The following is a 24,939-nucleotide window of genomic DNA, read 5'->3' on the forward strand; positions in this document are numbered from 1 at the left end:
ATGCCAACAATTTCGCAATTAGTAAGAAAAGGAAGAGCCAAAATTACCAAGAAGAGTAAATCGGCTGCTTTAGATTCTTGTCCGCAAAGACGTGGTGTGTGTACTCGTGTTTACACAACGACACCTAAAAAACCTAACTCAGCAATGCGTAAGGTAGCAAGGGTTCGTTTAACAAACGGAAACGAGGTTAATGCATACATCGGTGGTGAAGGACACAATCTACAAGAGCACTCGATAGTATTGGTAAGAGGTGGAAGGGTAAAAGATTTACCAGGAGTTAGATATCACATTGTACGTGGTGCTTTAGACACAGCAGGTGTTTCAGGTAGAACGCAACGTAGATCTAAGTATGGTGCTAAACGCCCTAAGAAGTAAAATTAAAGTTAGAAGTTAGAAGTTAGACGTTTGAAAAAAAACGAATAGCTAATAGCTAAAAACTAAAAACTCAAAAAGAAGACATGAGAAAAAGAGCAGCAAAAAAGAGACCGCTTTTACCAGATCCACGTTTTAACGATCAGTTAGTAACTCGTTTCGTTAACATGATGATGTGGGATGGAAAGAAATCGGTAGCTTTTAAAGTATTCTACGATGCAATTGATATTGTAGATTCGAAAAAAACTGACGAAGAGAAAACGGCTTTAGAGATCTGGAAAGATGCTTTATCTAATGTGATGCCTCACGTAGAAGTACGTAGTCGTCGTGTTGGTGGTGCAACATTCCAAATTCCAATGCAAATTCGTCCAGACCGTAAAGTTTCTACGGCTATGAAATGGCTTATTAGCTTTTCACGTAAAAGAAATGAAAAGTCTATGGCGTTACGTTTAGCAACCGAGATCTTAGCAGCAGCTAAAGAAGAAGGTGCAGCGGTTAAGAAAAGAGTTGATACGCACAAGATGGCGGAAGCAAACAAAGCATTCTCTCACTTTAGATTTTAATAAGAAATGGCAAGAGATTTAAAATTCACTAGAAATATTGGTATCGCTGCACATATTGATGCAGGGAAAACCACTACTACAGAACGTGTACTTTATTATACAGGTGTTTCTCATAAAATTGGTGAGGTGCATGATGGTGCTGCAACAATGGACTGGATGGAGCAAGAGCAAGAAAGAGGTATTACAATTACTTCTGCTGCAACAACTTGTTCTTGGAAATTCCCAATGGAAAATGCACAACCATTACCTGAAACAAAAGATTACCACTTTAATATTATCGATACTCCGGGTCACGTTGATTTTACCGTTGAGGTAAACAGATCTTTACGTGTTCTTGATGGTTTAGTGTTCTTATTTAGTGCGGTTGATGGTGTTGAGCCTCAATCTGAAACTAACTGGAGACTAGCTGATAACTATAAAGTGCCTAGAATTGGTTTTGTTAACAAAATGGACCGTCAAGGATCTAACTTTTTAGGTGTTTGTCAACAAGTAAAAGATATGTTAAAGTCTAACGCTGTGCCAATCGTTTTAAACATTGGTGATGAGGCAGACTTTAAAGGAATTGTTGATTTAGTAAAAAACCGTGCTATTATTTGGCATGATGAAACTCAAGGGGCAACTTTTGATGTGATCGATATTCCAGAAGATATGAAAGAAGAAGCTCGTAAATACCGTGCCTTACTTATTGAAGAGGTTGCTGGATATGACGAGAATCTATTAGAAAAATTCATGGAAGATGAAGATTCTATTACAGAAGAAGAGGTGCACGCTGCACTTAGAGCTGCTGTAATGGATATGTCAATCATCCCTATGATTTGTGGTTCTGCTTTCAAAAATAAAGGAGTACAGTTTTTATTAGATGCTGTATGTCGTTATTTACCTTCTCCATTAGATAGAGATAGTGTTGTTGGAACAAACCCATCAACAGGTGACGAAGAAAAACGTAAGCCAGATGTAAAAGAGCCATTCTCGGCTTTAGCATTTAAAATTGCTACCGATCCTTTTGTAGGACGTTTAGCTTTCTTTAGAGCATATTCAGGTCGTTTAGATGCAGGATCTTATATCTTAAATAACCGTTCAGGTAAAAAAGAACGTATTTCACGTATCTATCAAATGCACTCTAATAAACAAAATGCTATCGATTTTATCGAAGCAGGTGATATTGGAGCAGCAGTAGGATTTAAAGATATCAAGACTGGTGATACTATGTCTGATGAAAAGAATCCTATCGTTTTAGAATCTATGGACTTCCCAGATCCAGTAATTGGTATCGCGGTTGAGCCTAAAACTAAAGCAGATGTAGATAAGATGGGTATGGCTTTAGCTAAATTAGCTGAGGAAGATCCAACGTTTACTGCTAGAACTGATGAAGCTTCAGGACAGACTATTATTTCTGGAATGGGTGAGCTTCACTTAGATATTATTGTAGACCGTCTTAAACGTGAGTTTAAGGTTGAAGTAAATCAAGGTCAACCACAAGTTGAGTACAAAGAGGCTATTACACAACGTGCAGAACACAGAGAAGTTTACAAAAAACAATCTGGTGGACGTGGTAAATTTGCTGATATCGTATTTACACTTGAGCCTGCTGAAGAAGGTAAAGTTGGTTTAGAATTTGTTTCTGAAATTAAAGGTGGTAACGTTCCTAAAGAATTTATCCCTTCAATTGAAAAAGGATTCAAAATGGCCATGATTAATGGACCATTAGCAGGATATGAAGTTGATGCTATGAAAGTAACATTAACTGATGGTTCTTACCACGATGTGGATTCGGATCAATTATCTTTCGAATTAGCTGCAAAATTAGGATTTAAAAACTCTGCAAAAGCTGCAAAAGCGGTTATTATGGAGCCTATTATGAAACTTGAGGTTATTACTCCTGAAGAAAACATGGGTGATATTGTAGGTGATTTAAATAGAAGAAGAGGTCAGGTTAGTGATATGGGTGATAGAGCTGGAGCAAAAACTGTAAAAGCTACTGTGCCATTATCGGAAATGTTTGGTTATGTAACAACATTAAGAACATTGTCATCTGGTCGTGCAACATCAACAATGGAATTTTCACACTATGCTGAAACACCTTCAAATATTTCTGAAGAGGTTATTAAAGCAGCAAAAGGAGAATAATCTTAAAAAGTTAAGAAAATGAGTCAAAAAATCAGAATAAAATTAAAGTCTTACGATCATAACTTAGTAGACAAGTCTGCTGATAAGATTGTAAAAACAGTAAAAAGTACTGGTGCTGTTGTAACTGGACCAATTCCATTACCAACACACAAGAAAATTTTCACTGTATTACGTTCTCCACACGTTAACAAGAAATCTAGAGAACAATTTCAATTAAGCTCTTACAAGCGTTTACTTGATATTTACTCTTCATCTTCAAAAACGATTGATGCTCTAATGAAATTAGAGTTACCAAGTGGTGTAGAAGTAGAAATTAAAGTATAAGTAGATTAAAAGTTTAAACTTTTAATACTTTATAAAGTAAAGCATCAGGATAAGTTATTATTCTGGTGCTTTTTTGTGTTTATAGTCGTTTTATTAGTGTTTCTGGAGCTTTTCAAGACACTTTATAGGTTTAAATCTCCTTGTTTTTGCTGTGCTTAATAATGCTAAATTGGTGCAAATTGTACTAATTACGTGGTTATAAAGAATTTATGCAGAATTATTTGATAATCATTTTTTTAAATCAAAATAAAACTCTACATTTGCACTCCTAAAATGTGGAGTTTAACTTCATATTTACATGTCCCACCAATGCGGTTGCGGGAAAAACGGCAAAAATACACTTCAAGGCTGAATGGTATTTTCAGCCTTAAATGTTTTTAATAAATAAGTAAATCATTAATAAATAATTAAATATGTCTGGGTTAATTGGAAAGAAAATCGGTATGACCAGCATCTTCGATGAAAACGGGAAGAATATTCCTTGTACAGTTATCGAAGCTGGACCATGTATCGTTACCCAAGTCAGAACTGAAGAAGTTGACGGTTATAATGCTGTACAACTTGGTTTCGATGACGCGACAGAAAAAAGCGCTACTAAAGCAGACTTAGGTCATGCTAAAAAAGCGGGTACTTCTGTTAAGCGAAAACTCGTTGAATTCAAAGGTTTTGATGCGGAGTACAAATTAGGAGATGCTGTTACTGTAGATCACTTTGCTGAAGGTGAATTTGTTGATGTAGCAGGAACATCTAAAGGTAAAGGATTTCAAGGTGTTGTAAAACGTCATGGTTTCGGTGGTGTAGGTCAAGCTACTCACGGTCAACATAACCGTTTAAGAGCGCCAGGGTCAATTGGAGCTGCATCTTACCCTGCAAGAGTTTTCAAAGGAATGAAAATGGCAGGAAGAATGGGTGGAGACACAGTTAAAGTTCAAAATTTAAGAGTTTTAAAAGTAGTTGCTGAAAAGAACCTACTAGTAGTGAAAGGGTGTGTACCTGGACACAAAAACGCTTATGTAATTATTAGAAAATAATGAAAGTAGCAGTTTTAGATATAAACGGAAAAGACACAGGTAGAAAGGCAGACCTTTCTAAAGATGTGTTTGCTATTGAGCCTAATAATCACGCTGTATATTTGGATGTTAAACAATATTTAGCAAACCAAAGACAAGGAACTCACAAGTCTAAAGAGAGAGCTGAGATTTCTGGATCTACGCGTAAGATTAAAAAGCAAAAAGGAACTGGTACTGCAAGAGCAGGTAGTATTAAGTCTGGTGTATTTAAAGGTGGTGGTCGTATGTTCGGTCCAAGACCTAGAAACTACAGCTTCAAACTTAATAAAAACTTAAAGCGTTTAGCGCGTAAGTCTGCCTTAAGTATCAAAGCAGGAGAAAAATCAATTACAGTTTTAGAAGACTTTAATTTTGATACTGTAAAGACAAAGAACTTTACAGCTGTTTTAAAAGCTTTAGAGCTTGAAAACAAAAAAACTTTGTTCGTATTAGGTGCTGCAAATAACAATGTTTATTTAGCATCTCGTAACGTACAACGTACAGAGGTTATTACTGCTTCAGAATTGAGCACTTACAAAATCCTAAATGCAGGACAAGTTGTTTTATTAGAAGGAGCATTAGCAGGAATTGAAACAAACTTAAGTAAATAAGAAACAGATGAGTATCTTAATTAAACCTATAATCACAGAAAAAGCGACTGCAGATAGCGAGTTAAGAAACTGCTATACTTTCGCAGTGAACACTAAGGCGAACAAGGTAGAAATCAAAAAAGCGGTTGAAGCTGCTTATGGTGTTTCTGTTGAAAAAGTTCGTACTATAAATGTCCGTCCAGATCGTAGTACCAAGTTTACTAAAACTGGTATTCAACATGGTAAAACAAATGCTGTTAAAAAGGCAATTGTACAACTGGCGGAAGGTGAAATGATTGATTTATACAGTAACATGTAATTAAAGACAAATGTCAGTAAGAAAATTAAAACCAATCACCCCAGGACAGCGTTTTAGAGTAGTAAATGGTTATGACGCCATTACTACTGATAAGCCGGAAAAGAGTTTACTCGTTCCGAATAAAAGGTCTGGTGGTAGAAACAGTCAAGGAAAAATGACCATGCGCTATATTGGTGGTGGTCATAAAAGAAAGTATCGTATCATTGATTTTAAAAGAGACAAAGCAGGAATTCCTGCTGAAGTAGCTTCAATTCAATACGATCCAAACAGAACAGCTTTTATCGCTTTATTGAATTATCAAGATGGTGAGAAAAGATACATTATTGCTCAAAATGGTTTACAGGTTGGACAAAATGTAGTATCTGGTACAGAAGGTATCGCTCCAGAAATTGGAAACGCCATGCCATTAAGTGAAATTCCATTAGGAACAATTATTTCTTGTGTAGAGTTACGTCCAGGTCAAGGTGCTGTTATGGCACGTAGTGCTGGTGCTTTTGCTCAGTTAATGGCAAGAGATGGTAAATTTGCTACAGTAAAATTACCTTCAGGTGAAACAAGATTAATTCTTGTAAACTGTATGGCTACTGTTGGTGTTGTTTCTAACTCAGATCACCAATTATTAGTAGGTGGTAAAGCGGGTAGAACAAGATGGTTAGGTAGAAGACCACGTACTAGACCAGTAGTAATGAATCCAGTTGATCACCCAATGGGTGGTGGTGAAGGTAAATCTTCAGGTGGACACCCACGTTCTAGAAACGGTGTGCCAGCTAAAGGATACAGAACCCGTTCTAAGACGAAAGCAAGTAATAAATATATTGTAGAACGTAGAAAGAAATAAGACATGGCAAGATCATTAAAAAAAGGACCTTACGTTCATTATAAATTAGAGAAAAAAGTTGCTGTAAATGTTGAAGGAAACAAAAAAACAGTAATCAAAACTTGGTCAAGAGCAAGTATGATTACTCCAGATTTTGTTGGACAAACAATCGCAGTACACAATGGCCGCCAATTTGTACCAGTATACGTTACTGAGAACATGGTAGGACATAAATTAGGAGAATTTTCACCAACACGTTCATTCCGTGGACATGCAGGTGCTAAAAATAAAGGTAAAAAGTAGTAAGCTATGGGAAGTCGTAAAAAACAAATGGCAGACGCTATTAAGGAAGGAAAAAAGCAAGTTGCTTTTGCTAAACTTAATAATTGTCCTACATCACCGAGAAAAATGCGTTTAGTAGCCGATTTAGTAAGAGGTGAAAAAGTAGAAAATGCACTTAATATCTTAAAATTCAACCAAAAAGAAGCATCTGGTCGTTTAGAGAAATTGTTATTGTCTGCAATTGCAAACTGGCAAGCTAAAAACGAAGAAGGTAACATCGAAGAGGCTGGATTAATAGTAAAAGAGATTAGAGTTGATGGTGGATCTATGTTAAAAAGATTGCGTCCAGCACCTCAAGGTCGTGCACACAGAATTAGAAAACGTTCAAACCACGTAACATTAGTGGTAGGAGCTAAAAATAACACACAAAGCTAAGATAGAAGTATGGGACAAAAAACAAATCCAATCGGAAATCGCTTAGGTATTATCAGAGGATGGGAATCTAACTGGTACGGAGGTAATGATTATGGAGATAAGCTTGCCGAAGACGATAAAATTAGAAAATACGTTCACGCGCGTTTATCTAAAGCTAGTGTTAGTAGAGTAATTATTGAAAGAACTTTAAAACTTGTAACCGTTACTATCACTACTGCTAGACCTGGTATTATTATCGGTAAAGGTGGTCAAGAGGTAGACAAGTTAAAAGAAGAGCTTAAGAAAATTACTGGAAAAGAGGTTCAGATTAACATCTTTGAAATTAAAAGACCTGAACTTGATGCATTTTTAGTAGGATCTAGTATTGCTCGTCAAATTGAAAATAGAATTTCATACAGACGTGCAATCAAAATGGCTATCGCTGCTACAATGCGTATGAATGCTGAAGGAATTAAAATCCAAATTAGTGGTCGTTTAAATGGTGCTGAAATGGCACGTTCTGAACACTACAAAGAAGGACGTATTCCTTTATCAACCTTCAGAGCCGATATTGATTATGCTTTAGTTGAGGCACACACTACTTACGGTAGATTGGGTGTTAAAGTATGGATCATGAAAGGTGAAGTATATGGTAAAAGAGAACTTTCTCCGCTTGTTGGTTTATCTAAGAAGCAAGGAAAAGGTGGAGCCGGAGGACGTGGCGGAAACAAATCTAACCCACGTCGTAGAAAGTAATTTTTTATAAAGTAAAGAAAAATGTTACAGCCTAAAAGAACAAAATTTCGTAAACAGCAAAAAGGACGTATGAAAGGTCTCTCTGGAAGAGGACACCAACTTTCAAACGGAACTTTTGGAATAAAAGCATTAGACGCAACTTTTATAACGTCTCGTCAAATAGAAGCAGCTCGTATTGCCGCTACACGTTACATGAAAAGAGAAGGTCAACTTTGGATTAAAATATTTCCAGACAAGCCGATCACAAAAAAGCCTCTTGAAGTACGTATGGGTAAAGGTAAAGGTGCCGTTGAATATTGGGTAGCCGTTTGTAGACCAGGTCGTGTTTTATTTGAAATAGGTGGTGTGCCTTTAGACGTTGCAAAAGAAGCATTACGTTTAGCAGCACAAAAATTACCTGTTAAAACTAAGTTTTTAATCGCTAGAGATTACGAAGCATAATTTATTTGATATTATGAAACAATCAGAAATTAAAGAATTATCTGTTGCTGAGTTACAAGAGAAACTTAGTGAAACAAAAAAGAGTTATTCAGACCTAAAATTGGCTCATGCAATATCTCCTTTAGAGAATCCAATTCAATTACGTACTGTAAGAAGATCTGTAGCTAGAATTGCGACCGAATTAACTAAAAGAGAATTACAATAATTCTGCCGAAAAGATGGAAACAAGAAATTTAAGAAAAGAACGTATAGGAGTTGTTACTAGTAACAAGATGCAGAAATCAATTGTGGTTTCTGAGGTTAAAAAAGTAAAACACCCTATGTATGGTAAGTTCGTGTTAAAAACTAAGAAATATGTTGCACACGACGAAACGAACGATTGTAATATTGGTGATACTGTAAAGATCATGGAAACAAGGCCTTTAAGTAAATCTAAATGTTGGAGATTAGTAGAAATCATAGAAAGAGCTAAATAATTATGTTACAGCAAGAATCAAGATTAAAAGTAGCAGACAATACAGGAGCAAAAGAAGTTTTGGTTATCCGTGTATTGGGAGGTACTAAAAGAAGATACGCTTCTGTTGGAGACAAAATAGTTGTTTCTGTAAAAGATGCAACCCCTAACGGAAACGTTAAGAAAAAAGCAGTTTCTACAGCAGTTGTTGTACGTACCAAGAAGGAAGTAAGAAGACCAGATGGATCTTATATAAGATTTGATGATAATGCTTGTGTATTATTAAACCCAACGGGTGAGATGAGAGGTACACGTGTATTTGGTCCTGTTGCTAGAGAGCTTCGTGATAAACAATTCATGAAGATTGTATCATTAGCACCAGAAGTGCTTTAATACATTAATAAGTAAGATGACAAAGCTTAAAATAAAAACTGGAGATACTGTAAAAGTAATCGCTGGAGACCACAAAGGATCTGAAGGTGTTGTACAAAAAGTATTAATAGAAAAGAACAAAGCGATCGTTGAGGGTGTAAACATGGTTAAGAAACATACTAAACCAAGTGCACAAAATCCTCAAGGAGGAATCGTAAAGAAAGAAGCACCTATTCATATTTCTAACTTATCATTGTTAACTTCAAAAGGAGAAACAACAAGAGTTGGATATAGAGTAGAAGGTGATAAAAAAGTAAGATTTTCAATAAAATCTAATGAAGTAATATAGTTATGGGATATTCACCAAGACTTAAAGAAGAGTATAAAAGCAAAGTAATTGCAGCTCTTACAGACGAATTTGGATATAAGAATGTAATGCAAGTTCCTAAACTTTCTAAGATAGTAATATCTAAAGGTGTTGGAGCAGCTGTTGCAGACAAAAAATTAATTGACTACGCTGTAGAAGAATTAACGACTATATCTGGACAAAAAGCGATTTCTACATTATCTAAAAAGGATGTTGCATCATTTAAATTACGTAAAGGTATGCCTATCGGCGCTAAAGTAACTTTACGTGGTGAAAAAATGTATGAGTTTTTAGACCGTTTAGTAACTTCTGCACTTCCACGTGTAAGAGATTTTAACGGAATTAAAGCTACAGGTTTCGATGGTAGAGGTAATTACAACTTAGGAATTACTGAACAAATCATCTTCCCAGAAATAAACATTGATAAAGTGAACAAAATTTCTGGTATGGATATTACATTTGTAACAACTGCCGAAACTGATAAAGAAGCGAAATCATTATTAACCGAATTAGGATTACCTTTTCAAAAGAACTAAGATATGGCTAAAGAATCAATGAAAGCCCGTGAGGTAAAAAGAGCAAAAACTGTAGCTAAATATGCTGAGAAACGTAAAGCTTTAAAAGAAGCTGGAGATTACGAAGCATTACAAAAGTTACCTAAAAATGCATCTCCTATTCGTCAGCATAATAGATGTAAATTAACAGGTAGACCAAAAGGATACATGAGAACTTTCGGGATCTCTCGTGTAACTTTTAGAGAAATGGCTAACCAAGGTCTTATACCTGGAGTAAGAAAAGCTAGTTGGTAATATTATTTAAATAATCAGATTTTAGGTTCGGCGCAAGGCCGAAAACCAAGATCACAAAATCAATTCATTATGTACTCAGATCCAATTGCGGATTATTTGACAAGAATTAGAAACGCGGTGCGTGCTAACCACAGAGTGGTAGAGATTCCAGCATCTAATTTGAAAAAAGACATAACTAAAATTTTATTCGAACAAGGATATATTTTAAGTTATAAATTTGAAGATTCTTCTGTACAAGGAACTATTAAAATAGCTCTTAAATACAATAAAGAAACTAAAGAACCTGTAATTAAAAAACTTCAAAGAATTAGTACACCAGGTTTACGTAAGTATGCTAGTTCTAAAGATTTACCTCGTATCCTTAACGGACTTGGTATTGCCATCGTTTCAACTTCTCACGGAGTTATGACTGGTAAACAAGCCAAAAGAGATAATGTTGGTGGTGAAGTTTTATGTTACGTTTACTAATTTTAAAACCAGAAAGAAATGTCAAGAATAGGAAATAATCCAGTAGCCATTCCAGAAGGTGTAACAGTTGATGTTAAAGACAACGTTTTAACTGTAAAAGGAAAATTAGGTGAACTAACTCAAAATTTCGACACTGTTGAAATTAAAGTAGAAGAAGGCGATGTTTTAGTAACACGTTCTTCAGATCACAAAGATCAAAAAGCCAAACATGGTTTATACAGATCTTTAGTAAACAATATGATTGAAGGTGTATCTAAAGGATGGACTAAAGAATTAGAATTGGTTGGTGTAGGTTATAGAGCATCTAACCAAGGACAAAAATTAGATTTAGCTTTAGGATTTTCTCATAACATTGTTATGGATATTGCTCCAGAAGTTAAGGTTGAAACCGTTTCTGAAAAAGGTAAAAACCCAATCGTTAAGTTAACATCATTCGATAAACAACTTGTTGGTCAAGTAGCTGCGAAGATCCGTGGATTTAGAAAACCTGAACCTTACAAAGGAAAAGGTATCAAGTTTGTAGGTGAAGAAATTAGAAGAAAAGCAGGTAAATCAGCTTAATAATTAAGTTATGGCATTGACAAAGAACGAAAGAAGACTAAGAATAAAAAACAGAATCCGTAAGGTTGTTTCTGGTACAGAAGCAAAACCACGATTAGCTGTTTATAGAAGTAATAAAGAAATTTATGCTCAATTAGTTGATGATGTAACTGGTATTACTATCAGTTCAGCATCTTCAAGAGATAAAGACATTAGTGCTGCAAATGCAACTAAATCTGAAGTAGCTAAGTTAGTAGGTAAGGCACTTGCTGAGAAAGCTTTAAAAGCTGGTGTAGAAACAATCTCTTTTGATAGAGGTGGTTACTTATATCACGGTAGAGTTAAATCATTAGCTGAAGGAGCTAGAGAAGCAGGACTTAAATTCTAATATATTATGTTTCAAAAATATAAAAGTGCAGAGTTAGTAAAACCAGGTGGATTAGATCTTAAAGATCGTTTAGTTGGTGTACAGAGAGTTACTAAAGTAACTAAAGGTGGTAGAGCATTTGGTTTTTCAGCAATTGTAGTAGTTGGTGATGAAGCTGGTGTTGTAGGACAAGGTTTAGGAAAATCTAAAGATGTTGCTAGTGCAATTGCAAAAGCAGTAGAAGATGCTAAGAAAAACCTTGTGAGAATTCCTATTATTAAAGGAACTTTACCACATGAGCAAAAAGGTAAATACGGTGGAGCTAGAGTTAATATTATCCCTGCTGCTCCTGGTACAGGAGTTATCGCTGGTGGTGCTGTAAGAACAGTGTTAGAAGCCGTTGGTGTACACGATGTATTATCTAAATCTCAAGGATCGTCAAACCCTCATAACGTAGTTAAAGCAACTTTTGATGCTTTATTACAATTAAGAGATGCAAACGTAATCGCTAAAGATAGAGGTATTTCACTTGAACAAGTTTTTAACGCTTAATAAAGACAGAAATGGCAAAGATTAAAGTAACAAAAGTTAAAAGCGCAATCAATCGTCCGCTAAGACAAAAGAGAACTTTAGAAGCTCTAGGTCTTAAAAAGATTGGTCAAGTAAAAGAGCATGAAGCTACACCAAATATACTTGGTATGGTTGCTAAAGTTTCACATTTAGTTTCTGTTCAAGAAGCTTAAAAATATAAACTGAAAAATGGATTTAAGTAATTTAAAACCTGCAGAAGGTTCAGTAAAAACCCAAGGGAAAAGAATAGGTAGAGGACAAGGTTCTGGTAAAGGTGGTACTGCTACACGTGGTCACAAAGGAGCTAAGTCACGTTCTGGTTATTCTAAAAAGCTAGGATTTGAAGGAGGGCAAATGCCACTTCAAAGACGTGTACCTAAGTTTGGTTTTACAAACATTAACCGTGTTGAATATCAAGGTATCAACTTAGATACTTTACAACAATTGGTTGATGATAAGAAGATTGGAGAAACTGTTGATTTTGAAACTTTATTCACAAACCGTTTAGTCGGTAAAAATGACCTTGTTAAAATTTTAGGTCGTGGTGAATTAAAATCAAAATTAAAAGTGTCTGCTCATAAGTTTACTGCTTCAGCAAAAGCTGCTATTGAAGCTGCTGGCGGAGAAGCTGTAACTATATAATACTCATTTTAAGTATGAAATTTATAGAATCAATTAAGAATGTTTGGAAAATAGAAGAACTAAGAAATAGAATCGTAGTTACACTCGGTTTATTATTAGTTTATCGTTTTGGTGCTCAAGTAGTATTACCAGGTATAGATGCTGCTCAATTGGAAGGTTTAGCTGATAAAACAGACGGTGGTTTGTTAGGTTTGCTTAATGCCTTTACAGGAGGTGCATTTGCTAATGCTTCGGTTTTCGCTCTAGGTATCATGCCTTACATTTCTGCTTCTATTGTGGTTCAACTAATGGGTATTGCCATTCCTTATTTGCAAAAACTGCAAAAAGAAGGCGCTAGTGGTCAGAAGAAAATTAACCAAATTACACGTTGGTTAACCATTGCTATCTGTTTACTACAAGCGCCTGGTTATTTAGCAAGTTTACCTGCATTAGGTATTCCTCAAAGCGCGTTTTTATTAGGGACAGGGCCATTATTCTATTTCTCTTCAGTATCAATCTTAGTTACGGGATGTATTTTCGCTATGTGGTTGGGAGAGAAAATTACCGATAAAGGTATTGGTAATGGTATTTCTTTATTAATTATGGTTGGTATCATTGCTACTTTACCTCAAGCATTTTTACAAAATGCAGCTACCAGATTAGAAGGTGGTGGAAACGGTGGTTTAATGATGGTATTAATTGAATTTGTTATCTGGTTTGTAATCATTTTAGCAGCAATCATGCTTGTAATGGGCGTTAGAAAAATTGCTGTACAGTATGCTAGAAGAACAGCTTCTGGTGGTTATGAGAAAAGTGCTATGGCAGGTTCAAGACAGTATATTCCTTTAAAGCTTAATGCTTCTGGGGTTATGCCAATCATTTTCGCTCAGGCTATTATGTTTGTTCCAGGTTTAATTGGTGGGTCTTCTTTCTTAAAGGAAACTGCTACCGGTGCTTGGTTACAAACAAACTACTCTGATATGTTTGGGTTTGTTTATAACCTTACATTTGCTTTATTGATTATTGTATTTACATACTTTTATACAGCAATTACGGTTCCTACAAATAAAATGGCCGACGATTTAAAACGTAGTGGTGGTTTCATTCCAGGCATACGTCCAGGATCTGAGACATCAGATTATCTAGATAAGATCATGTCCCAAATTACCTTACCAGGTTCTATCTTTTTAGCACTTATCGCTATCTTCCCTGCACTTATTGTTAAGTTAATGGGAGTTCAGCAGGGTTGGGCTTTATTTTTCGGAGGAACGTCGTTATTAATTATGGTTGGAGTTGCAATAGACACGATGCAACAAATAAATTCTTATTTGTTGAATAGGCACTATGATGGTTTGATGAAGACAGGTAAAAATAGAAAAGCAGTAGCTTAATTATTATACTATGGCAAAACAAGCAGCAATAGAACAAGACGGAACAATTATAGAAGCATTATCTAATGCGATGTTTCGTGTTGAATTAGAAAATGGTCACATTGTGACTGCCCATATCTCAGGTAAAATGCGTATGCATTACATTAAATTATTACCAGGAGATAAAGTAAAATTAGAAATGAGTCCTTATGATTTAAGTAAGGCTCGAATAACTTATAGATACTAATACGATGAAAGTAAGAGCTTCAGTTAAAAAGAGAAGTGCAGATTGTAAAATCGTGCGTAGAAAAGGTAGACTTTACGTGATAAACAAAAAGAATCCTAGATTTAAACAAAGACAAGGTTAATAATTAGATAAGAGCCATTAGTGAAAAAGTAGTTAGATGAGAATCTGTTCGAAATAGAAATGTTTAGGATTCTAACAACTAAAAACTAACAGCTAAAAACTAAAAGAATATGGCAAGAATTGCAGGTGTAGACATACCAAAAAACAAAAGAGGTGTTATATCATTAACTTATATCTACGGAATAGGTAGAAGTAGAGCTAAAGAAATTTTAGAAGCTGCTAAAGTTGATGAAAGCACAAAAGTTCAAGATTGGACAGACGATCAAATTAGTAACATTCGTGAAGCTGTTGGTAGTTTTACTATCGAAGGTGAATTACGTTCTGAAACGCAATTAAATATTAAGCGTTTAATGGATATCGGATGTTATAGAGGTATTCGTCATAGAGCTGGACTTCCATTAAGAGGTCAACGTACTAAAAACAACTCTAGAACAAGAAAAGGTAGAAGAAAAACTGTTGCTAACAAGAAAAAAGCAACTAAGTAATAATTAAAACAGTCATTAGTTCATTAGTATTTGGACGTTAGAAGAATCTGCTTGAAATGTTATAGTTTAGGATTCCAATAACTAAAAGCTAGCAACTAAAAACTAAAAGAATATGGCAAAAACAAGCACAAAAAAACGTAAAGTTATTGTAGAGTCTGTTGGTGAAGCTCACGTAACAGCATCATTCAATAACATTATCATTTCCCTTACTAATAAAAAAGGAGACGTAATTTCATGGTCTTCTGCTGGTAAAATGGGATTTAGAGGTTCTAAGAAAAACACACCTTATGCTGCTCAATTAGCTGCTGAAGATGCTGCTGCTGTAGCTCAAGAAGCTGGGTTAAAAAAGGTAAAGGTTTATGTTAAAGGACCTGGAAATGGTAGAGAATCTGCTATCCGTTCAATCCATAATGCAGGAATTGAAGTAACAGAAATAATCGATGTTACTCCATTACCACATAATGGTTGTCGTCCTCCTAAAAGAAGAAGAGTTTAATCTTTTTCTCTTTAGAGACTTAAATAAAGCAAATCAAAAATTAATATCACCTACATGCTAGGTGATATTAATTTTTTGTGTACATTTGCAAACTGAAAAAAAACAAGTATCAACGGGAGATCAAGAGATTATCGAAGGATAAGATTAAGACCTTAATTCATAATCACTCCCTTAATTAAATTTATTATGGCAAGATATACTGGTCCTAAAACTAAAATAGCTCGTAAATTTGGCGAAGCTATCTTCGGAGATGACAAATCATTCGAAAAAAGAAATTACCCTCCTGGGCAACACGGAAACAACAGAAGACGTGGTAAGAAATCTGAATACGCAATTCAATTAGAAGCTAAACAAAAAGCAAAATATACTTACGGTATATTAGAGCGTCAGTTTAGAGGATTGTTTAAAAAAGCGAGAGCTGCTCAAGGTATTACTGGTGAAGTATTACTTCAATTATGTGAGTCTAGATTAGATAACGTAGTATTCAGAATGGGTATTGCTCCAACTAGAAGCGGTGCAAGACAATTAGTTTCTCACAGACATATTACTGTAAATGGAGAAATTGTAAACATTCCATCTTACCAATTACAAGCTGGTGATGTTGTTGCTGTTCGTGAAAAGTCTAAATCACTTGAAGCTATCGAAAGATCTCTTTCTAACGCTAGCACTGTTTACGAGTGGATTACTTGGAACAACGACACAAAACAAGGAACTTACGTTTCTGTACCACAAAGAATTCAAATTCCAGAAAATATAAACGAACAGTTTATCGTCGAATTATATTCTAAATAATAAATTAACCATATTGGTATTTGGCCAAAGGGTTTATTCGTCTTTCTTCAAACTTATAAACCGCGCAACCAAATAACAATTAAAACGAAGAAACAAAATGGCAGTATTTAATTTTCAAAAGCCCGACAAAGTAATCATGATCGATTCTACTGATTTCGAAGGAAAATTCGAATTCAGACCTCTAGAACCTGGTTATGGTCTTACAGTTGGTAATGCATTAAGAAGAGTATTATTATCTTCTTTAGAAGGATTTGCAATCACTTCAGTAAGAATTGAAGGTGTAGATCATGAATTTTCAGCTATTTCTGGCGTTGTAGAAGACGTTACAGAAATTATCTTAAACCTAAAACAAGTACGTTTTAAGAGACAAATTGATGATATTGACAATGAGTCAATTTCAATTTCAATCTCAGGTCAAGATAGAATTACAGCTGGCGATTTTCAGAAATTCATTTCAGGATTTCAAGTGTTAAACACAGAATTAGTGATCTGTAATTTAGATCCTAAAGTTAACTTTAACATGGAAATCACGATTGAAAAAGGTAGAGGATATGTTCCTGCTGAAGAAAACAAAAAAGCTTCTGCACCAATTGGAACGATCTTTACAGATTCAATTTACACGCCAATAAAAAACGTTAAGTATAGTATTGAAAACTATCGTGTTGAGCAAAAAACTGATTACGAAAAATTAGTTTTTGAAATCATTACAGATGGTTCAATCTCTCCACAAGACGCTTTAACTGAAGGTGCTAAAACTTTGATTCACCACTTTATGTTATTCTCTGATGAGCGTATCACTTTAGAGGCTGATGAAATTGCACAAACTGAAACTTATGATGAAGAATCACTTCACATGAGACAGTTGCTTAAAACGAAGTTAATCGATATGGATTTATCTGTACGTGCTCTTAACTGTTTAAAAGCTGCTGAAGTTGATACTTTAGGTGACTTAGTATCATTCAATAAAAATGATTTAATGAAATTCAGAAACTTTGGTAAAAAATCTTTAACTGAGCTTGAAGAGCTTGTTAATGTTAAAGGTCTTAATTTCGGAATGGATTTAAGTAAATATAAATTAGATAAAGACTAAGGAATTTATTCGGGGTAACCCATTTAAGTTTCTAATTTATCAACAAATAATTATTAACGACTCATAATTTGCTCTCCAAAACGGATCTGGTAGCAAGATGATGTCAAATTTAAAATGTCATGAGACACGGAAAAAAAGTAAACCACTTAGGTAGAAAAACAGCACATAGAAAAGCTATGTTGGCTAATATGGCTTGTTCTTTAATCGAGCACAAGCGTATTAATACTACTGTTGCTAAAGCAAAGGCTTTAAAACAATTTGTTGAGCCAATGATTACTAAATCTAAAGTTGATAGCACGCATAACAGACGTATTGTTATGGCTAGCCTTAGACAAAAAGATGCAGTAACTGAATTATTCAGAGAAGTAGCTGTAAAAATCGCTGACAGACCAGGAGGTTATACTAGAATTATCAAATTAGGTAATCGTTTAGGTGATAACGCTGATATGGCGATGATAGAATTAGTTGATTATAACGAAATCTACAACGCTGATAAAGCTAAGAAGAAAACAACAAGAAGAAGTAGAAGAGGTGGTTCTAAACCAGCTGAAACGGCTCCTGTTGAAACTAAAGCTTCAAACGAAGAGGAATAATAGATGTTGATAAGCATTTAAAATATAAAGGATAAACTATTTTAGTTTATCCTTTTTTTTGCGCAATTTTGTAAAACTTTTTTCCTGAGCAGTCAGGAAGCTCATAAGAATAATATGAAATATCAAAAAAGACAAAAAGCCATCCTTCTTTTAGCAGATGGCACCATTTTTCACGGTAAGGCAGTAGGTAATAAACAAGGAACTTCATTTGGTGAGGTTTGTTTTAATACGGGAATGACTGGTTACCAAGAAATTTTTACCGATCCTTCTTATTACGGACAATTAATGGTAGCTACAAATGCTCATATTGGAAACTACGGTACCAATGCTGAGGAAGTGGAGTCAGATTCCATTAAAATTGCTGGGTTAATTGTTAAAAACTTTAGCTATGAATACTCAAGAGTAGATGCCGATGGTTCTCTAGAAGCGTTTTTAGATAAAAACAACTTATTAGCTATTTCTGATGTTGATACACGTGCTTTAGTAAGTTATATTCGTGACAATGGCGCTATGAATGCGGTTATTTCGACCGAAGTTGACAATATTGAAGGTCTTAAGAAGCAATTAGCAGAAGTTCCTAATATGGAAGGTCTTGAGTTAGCTTCTAAAGTATCAACCAAAGAACCTTACTATTACGGTGATGAAAATGCTACATACAAAGTAGCTGCTTTAGATATTGGTATTAAAAAGAACATTTTAAGAAACATTGCCAAACGTGATGTTTACATTAAAGTATTTCCATACAATGCTTCTTTTGCAGATTTAGAAGCTTTTAACCCTGATGGTTACTTCCTATCTAATGGTCCTGGTGATCCAGAGCCTTTAGTTGAAGCTCAAGAAGTGGCTAAAGAAATTATTAAAAGAAACTTGCCTTTATTTGGTATCTGTTTAGGGCATCAAATTATAGCGCGTGCTAATGGTGTTTCTACCTATAAAATGCACAATGGACATAGAGGTATTAACCACCCAGTAAAAAACATGATTACTGGTAAAGGTGAAATAACGTCTCAAAATCATGGTTTTGCTGTGAATAGAGAAGAGGCTGAGGCACATCCAGATTTAGAAGTTACTCATGTTCACCTAAATGACAATACCGTAGCTGGTTTAGCAATGAAGAGCAAAAACTGTTTCTCGGTTCAGTATCACCCAGAGGCTAGTCCTGGTCCTCATGATTCTGATTATCTGTTCGATCAGTTTATAGAAAACATCAAAAAATAAAACTTTTAAAACCCCTTTAATTACTTGCAATTAAAGGGGTTTTGTTTTACTAAAACGTTGTAGAGATTTTTCTGTTAATTTCTTTTGAATTTTGTCAAGAAAAACAAGATTTAGCCGTAAATTTGAAATAATATAAAGTTTTAAAATAAAGCAATTATGAGTATTATAATCAATGTCCACGCTAGACAAATTTTAGATTCAAGAGGTAATCCAACTGTTGAAGTTGATGTCGTAACAGAAAACAATATTTTAGGTAGAGCTGCTGTGCCATCAGGAGCATCAACAGGAGAGCATGAAGCTGTAGAATTACGTGACGGTGGAGATACTTACATGGGTAAAGGTGTTCTTAAAGCTGTAGATAATGTAAACTCTATAATTGCTGAAGAACTTTTAGGAGTATCTGTTTTTGAACAAAATCTAATCGACAAAATTATGATCGATTTAGATGGTACTGCAAATAAATCTAAATTAGGTGCTAACGCGATTCTTGGTGTTTCTTTAGCTGTTGCTAAAGCTGCTGCTAACGAGTTAAACATGCCTTTATATAGATATGTAGGTGGTGTTTCTGCAAATACATTACCAGTACCAATGATGAATATCATTAATGGTGGTTCTCACTCTGATGCGCCTATCGCATTTCAAGAGTTTATGATCATGCCAGTGAAAGCTAAAAACTTCACACATGCTATGCAAATGGGTACTGAGATTTTCCATAACCTTAAAAAAGTATTACACGACAGAAACTTAAGTACTGCCGTAGGTGATGAAGGTGGTTTTGCTCCAAACTTAGCTGGAGGTACAGAAGATGCATTAGATACTATTGCAAAAGCTGTTGAAAATGCTGGATACAAATTCGGTGATGAAGTGAAAATTGCATTAGATTGTGCTGCTGCTGAATTTTTTGTTGATGGTAAATACGATTACAAGAAATTTGAAGGTGATACAGGTGTTGTAAGAACTTCAAAAGAACAAGCAGAATATTTAGCTGAATTAGTTGGAAAATATCCTATCATTTCTATTGAAGATGGTATGGATGAAAACGACTGGGAAGGTTGGGCTTATTTAACGGAGTTAATTGGAGATAAAGTTCAATTAGTAGGTGATGATTTATTCGTTACTAACGTAGAGCGTTTATCACGTGGTATCGATGAAGGTATTGCTAACTCAATCCTTATTAAAGTAAACCAAATTGGTTCTTTAACAGAAACTATTGCTGCTGTAAATATGGCTAAGAATGCTGGATATACTTCAGTAATGTCTCACCGTTCTGGAGAAACAGAAGATAACACTATTGCCGATTTAGCTGTAGCATTAAACTGTGGTCAAATTAAAACAGGTTCTGCATCACGTAGTGACCGTATGGCAAAGTACAATCAATTATTAAGAATTGAAGAAGAATTAGGAGATGTTGCTTATTTTCCTCAAGAAAAGGCTTTTAAAATAAAGTAACATTTAATTTCTTTGAAGTATAAATAAAAAAGCGATTATTATTTTAATAATCGCTTTTTTATTTAACATCTATTTTGTCAATTTCCTAATTGATGAAAACATTCCAAATAATCTTTCTAAATAAGGCGATATATTTCTTAAATTAGCGTTCCGCAAAAATAAATTAAACTCACATTATAGTATGGCAGATAAAGCTACCATTGATATTGATGGTAAAAAATATGAATTTCCTTTAGTAAAAGGAACAGAAAATGAAGTAGCAATTGATATTACAAAATTAAGAGCCGCAACTGAAGGTGTAATCACAATAGATCCAGGGTATAAAAACACTGGTGCTTGTGAAAGTGCTATCACGTTTTTAGATGGTGAAAAAGGAATTTTAAGATATCGTGGTTATTCTATTGATGAAGTAGCTGAAAATGCAGATTTCCTAGAAGTAGCGTACTTATTGATTTTCGGTGAGCTACCTACAAAAGAACAAAACAAGAAATTTCACGATGATATTAAAGCTGAGTCTTATGTAGACGAAGATGTAAAGAAAATTATTGAAGCCTTCCCTAAATCGGCTCACCCGATGGGAATTATTTCTTCTTTAACAAGTGCATTAACAGCTTTCAACCCGTCTTCAGTAAATGTAGAGTCTGAAGAAGATATGTACAAGTCTGTAGTAAGACTTTTAGGTAAAATGCCTGTACTTGTAGCTTGGACTTACAGAAAAAAGGCTGGTTTACCATTAGATTACGGTGATAACTCATTAGGTTATGTAGAGAATATCTTAAAAATGATGTTCAAAAAACCTAACGGTGAGTATATTCAAAATAAAGTGTTAGTTGATGCTTTAGATAAGTTATTAATCTTACACGCCGATCACGAACAAAACTGTTCTACGTCTACAGTTAGAATCGTAGGATCGTCTCACGCAGGTTTATTCGCTTCTATTTCAGCTGGTATTTCAGCATTATGGGGACCTCTTCATGGTGGTGCTAACCAAGCAGTACTTGAAATGCTTGAAGCTATCCAAAATGATGGTGGCGATACGAAGAAATATATGGCTAAGGCTAAAGATAAAAACGATCCTTTCCGTTTAATGGGATTCGGACACCGTGTTTACAAAAACTTCGATCCACGTGCTAGAATCATTAAAAAAGCGGCCGACGACGTATTAAGTCAGTTAGGTATCGAAGATCCAATCTTAAGCATAGCTGAAGGTTTAGAGCAAGAGGCTTTAAAAGACCAATATTTTGTTGATAGAAAATTATATCCTAATGTAGATTTCTATTCAGGAATTATTTACAGAGCTATGGGTATCCCAACCGATATGTTTACGGTTATGTTTGCAATCGGGCGTTTACCAGGATGGATTGCTCAATGGAGAGAAATGCGTCTTAAAAAGGAACCTATTGGAAGACCAAGACAAATTTACACTGGAGCTACCGAAAGAAAATTCGTTCCAGAGGAAGAAAGATAATACAGAATTATTATTATATAAGGTTAAGTTTCACAGTTTTCTGTGAAACTTTTCTTTTTTATAAGAATATCTTTAAAAATCATACCGAAACCTTGTAATTATTACTAGTTTTGAACCTTTAATATTAATCTGTTTTTTTGGTTTAGTGTATGTTGAAATTAAATATTCAAAACGAAACATCTAGACTGCGTGCCGTTGTATTGGGTACAGCAGAAAGTAATGGTGCGATTCCTAAAGTTGAAGAGTGCTACGACCCAAAAAGTATTGAACATGTGAAAGCGGGTACTTACCCTAAGGAAGAGGACATGATTCGCGAGATGGAGGAAGTTGCCGCAGTGTTTAAAAAGTATGATGTTACGGTTTATAGACCTGAAATAATTAATAATTGCAATCAGATTTTCTCCAGAGACATTGCTTTTGTTATTGAAGATAAAATTATTAAATCCAACATATTACCTAACCGGGAGGAAGAAGTTGAAGCCATACAATACTTATGGAATCAAATCGATCCAGAAAATAGAATCATTCTTCCTGATGAGTGCCATGCTGAAGGTGGCGATGTTATCCCTTGGAATGACTATATTTTTATAGGGACTTACAGTGGCTCCAATTACCCCGATTTAATTACAGCAAGAACCAACCTTGATGCTGTAATTGCCATTCAAGAGTTATTTCCGCATAAAACGGTGAAATCATTTGAACTTCGCAAGTCGAATACCAATGCAAAAGAAAATGCTTTACATTTAGATTGTTGTTTTCAGCCTATCGGACATGATAAAGCCATTCTGCATAAAAATGGATTTTTAATTGAAAGTGAATATGAGTGGTTAGTCGATTTCTTCGGAAAAGAAAATATCTTCGAAATTACAAAACAAGAAATGTACGATATGAATAGTAACGTCTTCTCAATTTCAGAAGAGGTTATTATTTCAGAAAAAAACTTTACACGACTCAATACTTGGTTACGAAACCAAGGCTTTACTGTTGAAGAAGTTTCATATAGTGAAATAAGCAAACAAGAAGGACTATTACGTTGTTCTACCTTACCTTTAATTAGAGATTGATTACAATACCAGATAGCATGCAACAAATTACAAACACGATTTTAATGATTCGTCCCGTAAATTTTAGGATGAATGAACAAACAGCTGTTAATAATTATTATCAACAGGTTTTAGATAATACACTACCTGAAACGGTTAATTTAAAAGCGCAGCAAGAGTTTGATGCTTATGTTGAAAAGCTACAAAGTGTAGGTGTCGAGGTTATTGTTGTTACTGATACCACCGAAACCGATACACCCGATGCCTTATTTCCTAATAATTGGATTTCATTTCATGAAAATGGTGATGTAGGTTTGTATCCTATGTTTGCTGAAAACAGACGTTTGGAACGCCGTGAGGATGTTTTAGATATTATAGAAAGTAAAGGTTTTGAAATTAATAATGTGGTTGATTATACCAGCGCCGAAGAGGATGAGATTTTCCTTGAAGGCACAGGGAGTTTAATTCTAGATCGTGTTAATCGTAAAGCGTATTGCGGACTTTCAGCAAGAGCAGATGAGGATTTATTTATCGAGTTTTGTGAAGACTTTGAATATACTCCTGTTGTTTTTACAGCTTTTCAAACTGTAAATAATCAGCGTAAAGCTATTTATCATACCAATGTGATGATGAGTATTGGTGAAACTTTTGCTGTAGTTTGTTTGAGTAGTATCGATGATAAAAAAGAACGTAAAGCCTTGGTGAAACATCTTAAGGAAGATGGAAAAGAAATTATAGATATTACTGAAGACCAAGTTATAAATTTCGCTGGTAACATGTTGCAAGTTAAAGGTGCTAACGACACTTCTTATCTCGTGATGAGTCAGTCGGCCTATAACTCCTTAACAGCATCTCAAATTTCAACCATAGAAAAACATACCAAAATTTTATCAAGTTCATTAGATACTATTGAAGCCTGCGGTGGAGGTAGTGCACGTTGTATGATGGCAGAAGTGTTCTTGCCAAAAGTTAAGTAGGTTATGTTTAGGCATTGTATTAAAAGCTTTTTATTGGAGAAATGCTTTTAATCGAAGTACTGCGCTGTTTTATTTTCATTGTTTTTCATATATTAGAACGTACAACTGGTTTTAAAACAGGTTGTTATATCTTAAATGAAAGCAGGAGCAGTAAACATATCGAAGATAACCAATACCATAACCACTTCACAGCAGCCAGATAGTTATGCGGTATGCTGGATTAAAAATGAAGTGATGGATGTTGAAATAGATAACGTTTTCTATGAAAATGTATCCAATTCTATCTTTTTCCTAAACCCCAATTGTCACTGGAAAATCATTAAAAACGACCAAATTTCGCATGCTGGGTATATGCTTTATTTGTCTAGAGAAATTTTAAACCATCCACAACTTAGTAATCTTCATATTAATCAAGTAAGACTCTTTAGTCAGGGAGAAATACCTTTGTTTAAACTAAGTCCTGGAATTGAGTTGCGTACTCAAGCCATTCTAGAGATGATTGACGAACTTTTAGGTTCCCAACTTAACCATAAAAATGAAGCCATTCTTTCCTTATTGAATACCTTTTTTGTGTATTGCGACGGGCAGTGTAATATTAAATCTGTGATTTCTAATAACAATGCTAAAGCTAATGTGGTGTATAGTTATAAAAAAATGGTGGACAAGTATATTTTCAAATATCATGATGTTGCCGATTACGCCAAGCTTCTAAATATTTCTCCAAAGTATCTCAACGAATGTGTGAAAGGCGTTCTTGGAGTAGGGGCCAAACATATTATTATCGAACAATTGCTTATGCGCTCTCGGCACGCCCTAAAATTTTCCAATAAATCGATTAAAGAAATTAGTTTTGAATTAGGCTTTTCTTCTCCAGACTACTTTAGCTGTTTTTTTAAAACACATACGGCAACAACACCTTCTGCTTTAAGGAAAAGCTAAGGCAAAGCATATGGTGTTAGGCCTAAATTC

38 protein-coding genes are annotated in these 24,939 nt (G+C 34.8%); all 38 read left to right on the forward strand.

The window, feature by feature from the left end; all coding sequences use genetic code 11:
• Complete coding sequence (gene rpsL, locus JJL45_RS05630; protein ID WP_019386263.1) at positions 1-375, forward strand: 30S ribosomal protein S12; 375 nt, start codon at positions 1-3, stop codon at positions 373-375.
• A gap of 83 nt (positions 376-458) precedes the next feature.
• Positions 459-935: a 30S ribosomal protein S7 gene (gene rpsG / locus JJL45_RS05635; protein ID WP_067147332.1), complete on the forward strand. Its 477-nt coding sequence runs from the start codon at positions 459-461 to the stop codon at positions 933-935.
• Between the two features lie 6 nt (positions 936-941).
• Positions 942-3,062, forward strand: coding sequence for an elongation factor G (gene fusA / locus JJL45_RS05640; protein ID WP_068602673.1), 2,121 nt, complete (start codon positions 942-944; stop codon positions 3,060-3,062).
• A gap of 18 nt (positions 3,063-3,080) precedes the next feature.
• Positions 3,081-3,386 (forward strand): 30S ribosomal protein S10, encoded by a 306-nt coding sequence (gene rpsJ, locus JJL45_RS05645; protein ID WP_007650482.1) that lies wholly within the window; start codon positions 3,081-3,083, stop codon positions 3,384-3,386.
• Positions 3,387-3,799: 413 nt separating this feature from the next.
• On the forward strand, positions 3,800-4,417 hold the full coding sequence (gene rplC / locus JJL45_RS05650) for a 50S ribosomal protein L3 (protein WP_067147336.1): 618 nt from the start codon (positions 3,800-3,802) through the stop codon (positions 4,415-4,417).
• On the forward strand, positions 4,417-5,046 hold the full coding sequence (gene rplD, locus JJL45_RS05655; protein WP_067147338.1) for a 50S ribosomal protein L4: 630 nt from the start codon (positions 4,417-4,419) through the stop codon (positions 5,044-5,046). Before rplC ends, rplD begins: the two co-directional genes overlap by 1 nt.
• A 7-nt stretch (positions 5,047-5,053) precedes the next feature.
• Positions 5,054-5,344 (forward strand): 50S ribosomal protein L23, encoded by a 291-nt coding sequence (gene rplW, locus JJL45_RS05660; RefSeq protein ID WP_019386269.1) that lies wholly within the window; start codon positions 5,054-5,056, stop codon positions 5,342-5,344.
• 10 nt (positions 5,345-5,354) lie between these two features.
• On the forward strand, positions 5,355-6,182 hold the full coding sequence (rplB, locus tag JJL45_RS05665; RefSeq protein WP_067147340.1) for a 50S ribosomal protein L2: 828 nt from the start codon (positions 5,355-5,357) through the stop codon (positions 6,180-6,182).
• 3 nt (positions 6,183-6,185) lie between these two features.
• Positions 6,186-6,464: a 30S ribosomal protein S19 gene (rpsS, locus tag JJL45_RS05670; RefSeq protein ID WP_067147342.1), complete on the forward strand. Its 279-nt coding sequence runs from the start codon at positions 6,186-6,188 to the stop codon at positions 6,462-6,464.
• A gap of 6 nt (positions 6,465-6,470) precedes the next feature.
• Positions 6,471-6,878 carry a 50S ribosomal protein L22 gene (gene rplV / locus JJL45_RS05675; protein WP_067147344.1) on the forward strand — a complete coding sequence of 136 codons (408 nt, stop codon included), beginning with the start codon at positions 6,471-6,473 and terminating at the stop codon, positions 6,876-6,878.
• Positions 6,879-6,887: 9 nt separating this feature from the next.
• Positions 6,888-7,613, forward strand: coding sequence for a 30S ribosomal protein S3 (rpsC, locus tag JJL45_RS05680; protein WP_068602672.1), 726 nt, complete (start codon positions 6,888-6,890; stop codon positions 7,611-7,613).
• 21 nt (positions 7,614-7,634) lie between these two features.
• Positions 7,635-8,054 (forward strand): 50S ribosomal protein L16, encoded by a 420-nt coding sequence (gene rplP, locus JJL45_RS05685; RefSeq protein ID WP_067147348.1) that lies wholly within the window; start codon positions 7,635-7,637, stop codon positions 8,052-8,054.
• Between the two features lie 13 nt (positions 8,055-8,067).
• Complete coding sequence (gene rpmC / locus JJL45_RS05690; RefSeq protein WP_067147350.1) at positions 8,068-8,259, forward strand: 50S ribosomal protein L29; 192 nt, start codon at positions 8,068-8,070, stop codon at positions 8,257-8,259.
• Between the two features lie 13 nt (positions 8,260-8,272).
• A complete protein-coding gene (rpsQ, locus tag JJL45_RS05695) occupies positions 8,273-8,530 on the forward strand; it encodes a 30S ribosomal protein S17 (protein ID WP_054729566.1) in 258 nt (85 codons plus the stop codon).
• 2 nt (positions 8,531-8,532) lie between these two features.
• Positions 8,533-8,901, forward strand: coding sequence for a 50S ribosomal protein L14 (gene rplN / locus JJL45_RS05700; RefSeq protein WP_067147352.1), 369 nt, complete (start codon positions 8,533-8,535; stop codon positions 8,899-8,901).
• A 16-nt stretch (positions 8,902-8,917) separates the two neighbouring features.
• Positions 8,918-9,229, forward strand: a complete 312-nt coding sequence (rplX, locus tag JJL45_RS05705) for a 50S ribosomal protein L24 (RefSeq protein WP_068602671.1) — start codon at positions 8,918-8,920, stop codon at positions 9,227-9,229.
• A gap of 2 nt (positions 9,230-9,231) precedes the next feature.
• A complete protein-coding gene (gene rplE, locus JJL45_RS05710; RefSeq protein ID WP_067147356.1) occupies positions 9,232-9,783 on the forward strand; it encodes a 50S ribosomal protein L5 in 552 nt (183 codons plus the stop codon).
• A 3-nt stretch (positions 9,784-9,786) separates the two neighbouring features.
• On the forward strand, positions 9,787-10,056 hold the full coding sequence (rpsN, locus tag JJL45_RS05715) for a 30S ribosomal protein S14 (RefSeq protein ID WP_040278732.1): 270 nt from the start codon (positions 9,787-9,789) through the stop codon (positions 10,054-10,056).
• A 69-nt stretch (positions 10,057-10,125) separates the two neighbouring features.
• Entirely contained in the window at positions 10,126-10,524 is a 399-nt protein-coding gene (rpsH, locus tag JJL45_RS05720) for a 30S ribosomal protein S8 (protein ID WP_067147358.1), read from the forward strand.
• An 18-nt stretch (positions 10,525-10,542) separates the two neighbouring features.
• A complete protein-coding gene (rplF, locus tag JJL45_RS05725; protein WP_067147361.1) occupies positions 10,543-11,085 on the forward strand; it encodes a 50S ribosomal protein L6 in 543 nt (180 codons plus the stop codon).
• Positions 11,086-11,095: 10 nt separating this feature from the next.
• Complete coding sequence (gene rplR / locus JJL45_RS05730; RefSeq protein WP_068602670.1) at positions 11,096-11,452, forward strand: 50S ribosomal protein L18; 357 nt, start codon at positions 11,096-11,098, stop codon at positions 11,450-11,452.
• A 6-nt stretch (positions 11,453-11,458) separates the two neighbouring features.
• A complete protein-coding gene (gene rpsE / locus JJL45_RS05735) occupies positions 11,459-11,983 on the forward strand; it encodes a 30S ribosomal protein S5 (RefSeq protein WP_067147371.1) in 525 nt (174 codons plus the stop codon).
• An 11-nt stretch (positions 11,984-11,994) separates the two neighbouring features.
• Positions 11,995-12,174: a 50S ribosomal protein L30 gene (gene rpmD, locus JJL45_RS05740; protein WP_067147374.1), complete on the forward strand. Its 180-nt coding sequence runs from the start codon at positions 11,995-11,997 to the stop codon at positions 12,172-12,174.
• A 16-nt stretch (positions 12,175-12,190) separates the two neighbouring features.
• A complete protein-coding gene (rplO, locus tag JJL45_RS05745) occupies positions 12,191-12,643 on the forward strand; it encodes a 50S ribosomal protein L15 (protein WP_067147377.1) in 453 nt (150 codons plus the stop codon).
• 14 nt (positions 12,644-12,657) lie between these two features.
• On the forward strand, positions 12,658-14,013 hold the full coding sequence (secY, locus tag JJL45_RS05750) for a preprotein translocase subunit SecY (RefSeq protein ID WP_067147380.1): 1,356 nt from the start codon (positions 12,658-12,660) through the stop codon (positions 14,011-14,013).
• A gap of 10 nt (positions 14,014-14,023) precedes the next feature.
• Positions 14,024-14,239 (forward strand): translation initiation factor IF-1, encoded by a 216-nt coding sequence (gene infA, locus JJL45_RS05755; RefSeq protein WP_028289261.1) that lies wholly within the window; start codon positions 14,024-14,026, stop codon positions 14,237-14,239.
• A gap of 4 nt (positions 14,240-14,243) precedes the next feature.
• A complete protein-coding gene (gene ykgO / locus JJL45_RS05760) occupies positions 14,244-14,360 on the forward strand; it encodes a type B 50S ribosomal protein L36 (RefSeq protein WP_013305171.1) in 117 nt (38 codons plus the stop codon).
• A gap of 109 nt (positions 14,361-14,469) precedes the next feature.
• A complete protein-coding gene (gene rpsM, locus JJL45_RS05765; RefSeq protein ID WP_068602669.1) occupies positions 14,470-14,844 on the forward strand; it encodes a 30S ribosomal protein S13 in 375 nt (124 codons plus the stop codon).
• Positions 14,845-14,956: 112 nt separating this feature from the next.
• The gene (gene rpsK, locus JJL45_RS05770; RefSeq protein ID WP_067147387.1) at positions 14,957-15,340 is read left to right on the forward strand and encodes a 30S ribosomal protein S11; all 384 of its coding nucleotides are present in this window, start codon (positions 14,957-14,959) and stop codon (positions 15,338-15,340) included.
• Between the two features lie 186 nt (positions 15,341-15,526).
• Positions 15,527-16,132 (forward strand): 30S ribosomal protein S4, encoded by a 606-nt coding sequence (gene rpsD, locus JJL45_RS05775; protein WP_067147390.1) that lies wholly within the window; start codon positions 15,527-15,529, stop codon positions 16,130-16,132.
• A 97-nt stretch (positions 16,133-16,229) separates the two neighbouring features.
• Positions 16,230-17,222, forward strand: a complete 993-nt coding sequence (locus JJL45_RS05780) for a DNA-directed RNA polymerase subunit alpha (protein ID WP_067147393.1) — start codon at positions 16,230-16,232, stop codon at positions 17,220-17,222.
• 119 nt (positions 17,223-17,341) lie between these two features.
• Positions 17,342-17,815 (forward strand): 50S ribosomal protein L17, encoded by a 474-nt coding sequence (gene rplQ / locus JJL45_RS05785; protein WP_067147397.1) that lies wholly within the window; start codon positions 17,342-17,344, stop codon positions 17,813-17,815.
• A 114-nt stretch (positions 17,816-17,929) separates the two neighbouring features.
• The gene (carA, locus tag JJL45_RS05790) at positions 17,930-19,033 is read left to right on the forward strand and encodes a glutamine-hydrolyzing carbamoyl-phosphate synthase small subunit (protein WP_067147400.1); all 1,104 of its coding nucleotides are present in this window, start codon (positions 17,930-17,932) and stop codon (positions 19,031-19,033) included.
• Between the two features lie 156 nt (positions 19,034-19,189).
• On the forward strand, positions 19,190-20,482 hold the full coding sequence (eno, locus tag JJL45_RS05795; protein WP_068602668.1) for a phosphopyruvate hydratase: 1,293 nt from the start codon (positions 19,190-19,192) through the stop codon (positions 20,480-20,482).
• 181 nt (positions 20,483-20,663) lie between these two features.
• Positions 20,664-21,950: a citrate synthase gene (locus JJL45_RS05800; protein WP_067147406.1), complete on the forward strand. Its 1,287-nt coding sequence runs from the start codon at positions 20,664-20,666 to the stop codon at positions 21,948-21,950.
• A 149-nt stretch (positions 21,951-22,099) separates the two neighbouring features.
• Entirely contained in the window at positions 22,100-23,014 is a 915-nt protein-coding gene (locus tag JJL45_RS05805; RefSeq protein ID WP_068602667.1) for a dimethylarginine dimethylaminohydrolase family protein, read from the forward strand.
• A gap of 17 nt (positions 23,015-23,031) precedes the next feature.
• Positions 23,032-23,970 carry a citrulline utilization hydrolase CtlX gene (gene ctlX, locus JJL45_RS05810; protein ID WP_068602666.1) on the forward strand — a complete coding sequence of 313 codons (939 nt, stop codon included), beginning with the start codon at positions 23,032-23,034 and terminating at the stop codon, positions 23,968-23,970.
• A gap of 135 nt (positions 23,971-24,105) precedes the next feature.
• Positions 24,106-24,909: a helix-turn-helix domain-containing protein gene (locus tag JJL45_RS05815; protein ID WP_068602665.1), complete on the forward strand. Its 804-nt coding sequence runs from the start codon at positions 24,106-24,108 to the stop codon at positions 24,907-24,909.
• The last annotated feature ends 30 nt before the right edge of the window (positions 24,910-24,939 follow it).

Source organism: Tamlana sp. s12, from assembly GCF_016767215.1.
Lineage (GTDB): Bacteria > Bacteroidota > Bacteroidia > Flavobacteriales > Flavobacteriaceae > Pseudotamlana > Pseudotamlana agarivorans.